The sequence below is a fragment of the Actinomadura sp. NPDC048032 genome (genome assembly GCF_040653175.1).
Taxonomy (GTDB): Bacteria; Actinomycetota; Actinomycetes; order Streptosporangiales; family Streptosporangiaceae; genus Spirillospora; species Spirillospora verrucosospora.
Genome location: NZ_JBEZJP010000536.1, coordinates 1 through 4640, shown reverse-complemented (window position 1 = coordinate 4640; position 4640 = coordinate 1). Strand labels below are relative to the sequence as shown.

Here is a 4640-nt window from a genome sequence, read left to right as displayed (position 1 = left end):
GGCCCGGGAGGGGCGTCAGAAGAGGGTGCCCTCGTGTTCGATGCCGCGCAGGGCGTCGTAGTCGAGGGTGACGCAGGTGATGCCGCGGTCGGTGGCGAGGACGCGGGCCTGGGGCTTGATCTCCTGGGCCGCGAAGACGCCGCGGACGGGGGCCAGGTGCGGGTCGCGGTTCAGCAGCTCCAGGTAGCGGGTGAGCTGCTCGACGCCGTCGATCTCGCCTCGGCGTTTGATCTCGATGGCGACGGTGGCGCTCGTGGCGTCGCGGCAGAGGATGTCGACCGGCCCGATGGCGGTGGGGAACTCGCGGCGGATCAGGGTGTAGCCGTCGCCGAGGGTGGTGATGTGCTCGGCGAGCAGTTCCTGAAGGTGCGCTTCCACGCCGTCCTTCTGGAGGCCGGGGTCGATGCCGAGCTCGTGGCTGGTGTCGTGCACGAGCTCCTCGATGGTGAGGATCAGCCGCTCGCCGGACTTGCCGTGCGTGACCGTCCATCGTGCGATGGCGCCGTTCTCCTCGTAGACCTCCTCGCGCAGCGAGCAGGGCGGGTTCATCCAGTTGAGGGGCTTGTAGGCGCGGTCGTCGGCGTGCACGCTCACGCTCCCGTCCGCCTTGATCAGGATCAGGCGGAGGGCCATCGGCAGGTGGGCGGTGAGCTTGCCGGCGTAGTCGACGCTGCAGCGGGCGATAACGAGACGCACGGTGCATCACCTTAGTGCGACGTCAGGCCTGGTTCAGTACGTTTCTAGCAGGGGACCCCGGCCCTTCAGGGCTGGGAGGAATCGCTTTGCTCGCATGGGGCGCCCTGGCGCCCCTGGTCCGGCTGTCTCTGTTTCTCGATGTAGTCGGCGACGGTTGATAGGGGTGGGCCGCCGCAGGAGGCGGCGAAGTAGGACGGGGACCAGAAGTGCTCGCCCTGCAGATACTTGCGGACGTGGGTGGGGAATTCCTGGCGCAGGTACCGGGCGGAGACGCCCTTGAGTGAGCCGACCAGGCGGGACAGTGCGATCTTGGGCGGATAGTGCACCAGGAGGTGGATGTGGTCGGCCGCGCCGTTGAACTCGGTCAGTTCGGCGCCGAAGTCGGCGCACACCTGGCGCATGATGTCCTCGCACCTGGTCAGGATGGCGTCGTTGAATGACGCGTGCCGGTGGATGGTGGTGAAGACCAAGTGTGCGTGGAGGGTGTGGACGACACTGCGGCCCCTTCTTGTGTTCGGGTTCGTTTCCCAGCGAGGTGACATAGGCCAAATGTAGGGTCCTTGGCGTGAAGCTCGTGGTGCAGGTCAAGCTCATCCCGGACGCCGCGCAGGCCCGGGCCCTTGAGCGCACTTTGCACACGGTGAACGAGGGCGCGAATCAGGTGTCGGCCGCCTCGTTCGCCGTCTACGGGCTCAAGGGGTCGGTCAGGGATCTGCGGTCGATGGCCTACGGCGAGCTCAAGGCCCGTGGTCTGGGCGCGCAGGCCGCGCAGCATGTCATCAAGCGGGTAGTGGACGCCTACTCCACACTGCGGGCCAATATCCGGGTCGGGAACCTCGGCGGTGAGGGCTCCAGGCGGCGCCGCAAAGCCGAATCCAAGCCGATCGTCTTTCGGCCGGACGCCGCGCATACCTACGATGACCGGTGCCTGTCGTGGAATCATGACGCCCGGACTGTGTCGATCTGGACGATGGACGGACGCCTGAAGAATGTCCGCTTCGCCGGTTCGGCGGCGGCGCTCAAGCAGCTCACTCAGTACCGTAAAGGCGAATCGGACCTGGTCCGCCGTGACGGGAAGTGGTTCCTGGTCGCCACCTGCGAGGTCCCCGAAGCGCCGCGGTATGAGCCGCGGGACTGGCTCGGGGTGGACCGGGGCATCACCAACCTGGCCACCACCAGCGACGGCCACAACCACTCCGGGCGGCGCCTGGACCGGTACCGGCGTTGGCAGGCCCGCAAGAAGTCCGAGATCCAGGCCAAGAAGACACGCTCGGCCGCGCAGCTGCTCAAGAAGCGGGCACGCCGTGAGTCGCGGCACGCGACCCACACCAACCACACGATCTCCAAGACCGTCGTTGCTGTCGCCCAACGCACCGAACGCGGCATCGCCCTGGAACTGCTCCAGGGGATCGGCGGGCGGGTCACGGTTCGACGCGACCAGCGAGCACGGCAGTCTTCCTGGCCGTTCCACCAGCTCGGCGCGTTCATCGCCTACAAGGCCCGCCGCGCCGGCGTCCCGTTCATCGAGGTGGACCCGGCCTACACCTCGCAGCGTTGCCCGCGCTGCGGCCACACCGAGCGCGGCAACCGCCCCGCTCGGGACCATTTCCGCTGTCGCCGGTGCGGTCTCGCTGGGCCCGCCGACGTCGTCGCCGGGGTCAACGTGCGTGATCGCGCACGCTCGGCGTGGGTATTCGTCACCATGCCCCCACCGGTCCCCACCTGATGAGGAACCGGCGATGTGACCCGTGACCGTCCCCCGGTAGGAGACAGTCGGGAGCATAAACAAAGCCCTTCAGGGTCGAGTAGTTGACGCGAGACCGGCGTACCGGCGGCACTCGTCGTGGTCGGTGGGCAGGCCCCAGGCGCGGAGGATCTCCAGCAGATTGCCCCACTGCCAGCTCTCGGGCGGCAGTTCGGCGATCGTGCGGACGGTCCGCTGCTGCGCGGGGGTGAGGGCGGCGAACCGGGGGAGTGGGAGGGCCGGTGTGCGGAACGTCAGTCTGAGCGCAGCCGCGGCCATCGGGAACGACGCCTCGTCGGACGTGCGGGACAGGCCGTCGAGGACGGCGTCGACGGCCTCGGGCGGTGCCTCGTCCAGCGCGGCCAGCGTCAGGGCCGGGTAGAGGCGCAGGTCGTTCTCCAGGTAGGCGGTTTCCCCCTCGGGCGGGGACGCGCTGGAGGCCGCCAGTTCGGCGATGACGGGTGCGTCGGCCGCCCCCAGCCGGGCGAGTGCGATCGCGGCGGCCCAGCGCGGCAATGGCTCGGCGGCGGCCAGGTGATCGCGGAACCGGGGGAGCAGCGCCCGGCCCTCCAGGAGCCCGGCGGCGACGAGCGCATGCGCGATGACGACCGGGTCCTGCTCGGCTTCGAGCAGCGCCTCCAGCGCGGGGAGGGTGGCCGCCGCCTCCTCGGGGAACCAGCCCGCCGTGTACGCGGCGGCGGCCCGCACTCCGGCGTCGTCATCACCGAGCAAGGTCCGCACGGTGGGCAGACCGGCGCGGACGGCGTCGTAGGCGGCGAGTTCGGCCTCGACGGAGCGCAGCGCCCACGCGAAGTCGAAGTGGTCCCGGTCGAAGGCTCTTGCGCGGCGCTCCTGCTCGTTCGCCGCCTCCGCGACCCACGCGTCCAGCCGTCGTGCCTCGGCCGCCGGGTCGGAGTTCCGCAGCCGCGCCGCCTTCTCGCGCCAAGCCGTGATGTCGACGCCCGACGGCAGATGCGCCTCGTCGTACCCGACGGCGAGCGCGGCCGCCAGGTAGAGCGGCCAGGTGCGTTCGGGAGTGCCGGGATGGGACGCCAGCCCGAGCAGGAACGGGACCGCTGCGGCGGACGCGCCGTACCGGCTCCCCTGATGGAAGACGGTGGTGAAGAGCTCGCCGAGCGCCGCCTCCCGCTCGTCCTCGTCGGAGGAGGAAAGGGCGCGGAGCAGGTCGGGCACGTCCTCCGCCGACCCGTAGGCGTGGTCGAGGCCCGCCCAGTCGATGCCGTCCAGCCCCGCCAGCGGTTCGCCCATGCCGCGATCATGCCACCGGCACCGGACCGTCCGCCCTAAGCAGGCCTAAGGCCACTGACCGGGCGATATAAGGCGTCGTGCCCATGTGGGGACGGGGGCCTTAGCGAGAGTCTCTTGGATGTCGGGCCGTGCCGATCGGCCCGGACCATTCGGGAGGGGCCGTGTACCACCACGAGATCATGCAGTCGCTCATGAGCGAGCGGGCCCGCGCGCTGCGCGCGGAGGCCGGGGCCGAGCGGGACGCGCGACTGGTGCGCCGGGCCCGCGAGTACTGGGCCGAGCGCGCCGAGCGGATCGCCGCCCGGCCGGCCGCGCGGCGGCGGCGCCAGCACGGCACCGCGCCCGCGCGGTGACCGCGGCCCCGGCCGGTCGGCCGGGGCCGCCGTCATAGCGGAATGAAAACCTTTGTCAAGCCTGGAATTCTCCCGGGTCCGTGATTACCGTCTGCGGGTGGGTGTTCATCCTCCGTCTGCGAAAGGACCCCCATGTCTCTCGACGTGACCCCGGAACTGCTGGAGACGGCGCAGAAGGGCGAGGTCGGCGACGCGGACTTCGTCGAGTGCATCAGGACCTCCCTCCCCTACGCCTGGGACATGATCAGCGGCCTCGTGGCCCGGCTCCAGGTGGACGGCGGAGACTTCGCCGACAACCTCACCCCGCCGCCGGACGAGACGGCGCGCGGCCAGCTCCTCCGCGTCCTCGCCAGCGACGCCATGCGAGGCGCGCTGGAGCGTTACTTCGGGGTGAGACTCGCGTTCCAGAACTGCCACCGCGTCGCGGTCTTCCCCACCCAGGACTCCTCCGCCTACCGGACGTTCGTCACGGCCCGCGAACAGATCCTCAACCAGTCCCCCGAACTCCGCGACTGCTGACCCGCTCCCCCCCCGGCGGGGGGGGGGGGGGCGGCGGGCGGGGGCGCCGCGGGGCCGCC

6 protein-coding genes are annotated in these 4640 nt (G+C 70.6%); 3 read left to right on the top strand and 3 right to left on the bottom strand.

From position 1 onward, the window contains the following. Positions 1 to 15 precede the first annotated feature (15 nt). Positions 16 to 696, bottom strand: coding sequence for an endonuclease NucS (gene nucS, locus AB0C69_RS38325; protein ID WP_345184112.1), 681 nt, complete (start codon positions 694 to 696; stop codon positions 16 to 18). A gap of 65 nt (positions 697 to 761) precedes the next feature. Then, positions 762 to 1238 carry an IS200/IS605 family transposase gene (tnpA, locus tag AB0C69_RS38320; RefSeq protein ID WP_360360864.1) on the bottom strand — a complete coding sequence of 159 codons (477 nt, stop codon included), beginning with the start codon at positions 1236 to 1238 and terminating at the stop codon, positions 762 to 764. A gap of 23 nt (positions 1239 to 1261) precedes the next feature. On the opposite strand from tnpA, the gene AB0C69_RS38315 reads away from it, so the two are divergent. Then, the gene (locus AB0C69_RS38315) at positions 1262 to 2422 is read left to right on the top strand and encodes a transposase (protein WP_360360861.1); all 1161 of its coding nucleotides are present in this window, start codon (positions 1262 to 1264) and stop codon (positions 2420 to 2422) included. Between the two features lie 69 nt (positions 2423 to 2491). Here the strand turns inward: AB0C69_RS38315 and AB0C69_RS38310 are convergent, their stop codons facing one another. After that, a complete protein-coding gene (locus AB0C69_RS38310; protein ID WP_360360858.1) occupies positions 2492 to 3709 on the bottom strand; it encodes a HEAT repeat domain-containing protein in 1218 nt (405 codons plus the stop codon). Between the two features lie 161 nt (positions 3710 to 3870). On the opposite strand from AB0C69_RS38310, the gene AB0C69_RS38305 reads away from it, so the two are divergent. After that, the gene (locus AB0C69_RS38305; protein WP_360360855.1) at positions 3871 to 4062 is read left to right on the top strand and encodes a hypothetical protein; all 192 of its coding nucleotides are present in this window, start codon (positions 3871 to 3873) and stop codon (positions 4060 to 4062) included. Positions 4063 to 4194: 132 nt separating this feature from the next. After that, positions 4195 to 4581 carry an SCO5389 family protein gene (locus tag AB0C69_RS38300; RefSeq protein WP_353835411.1) on the top strand — a complete coding sequence of 129 codons (387 nt, stop codon included), beginning with the start codon at positions 4195 to 4197 and terminating at the stop codon, positions 4579 to 4581. The last annotated feature ends 59 nt before the right edge of the window (positions 4582 to 4640 follow it).